Genomic DNA, 350 nt, shown 5'->3' on the forward strand with positions numbered 1-350 from the left:
AGCGTGTTAGGGTAAAACCGATAATTGGGGCTAAGTCGTAACAAGGTAGCCGTACCGGAAGGTGCGGCTGGAATACCTCCTTTCTAGAGTATCGCGGATCGATGCTCGTCACGTACATATGATTGAATATAGTATTGAGAATTGAGTAGCTAGTATTGAGATTATTTTATGGCGACATAGAGGATACCCAATACACACTAGGCATTTTCACTACTAAAAAAGGAAACATCAGAAGAAAGTGCCCGCCCCTAGAAGGAGCAGGACCGAGAGAGATAGATGAACAGAATAGCTAGTCCCGTAGCTCAGTTGGTTAGAGCACTACACTGATAATGTAGGGGTCAGCAGTTCAA

The 350-nt window shown here is 44.3% G+C and carries 1 rRNA gene; it reads left to right on the forward strand.

Going from position 1 to position 350, the window contains the following annotated elements:
• Nucleotides 1–83 (forward strand): 16S ribosomal RNA (locus tag LC454_RS26285); the annotation flags it as partial.
• Nucleotides 84–350: the final 267 nt, after the last annotated feature.

Origin of the sequence: Sphingobacterium sp. GVS05A (assembly GCF_019969845.1) — a bacterium.
GTDB lineage: Bacteria > Bacteroidota > Bacteroidia > Sphingobacteriales > Sphingobacteriaceae > Sphingobacterium.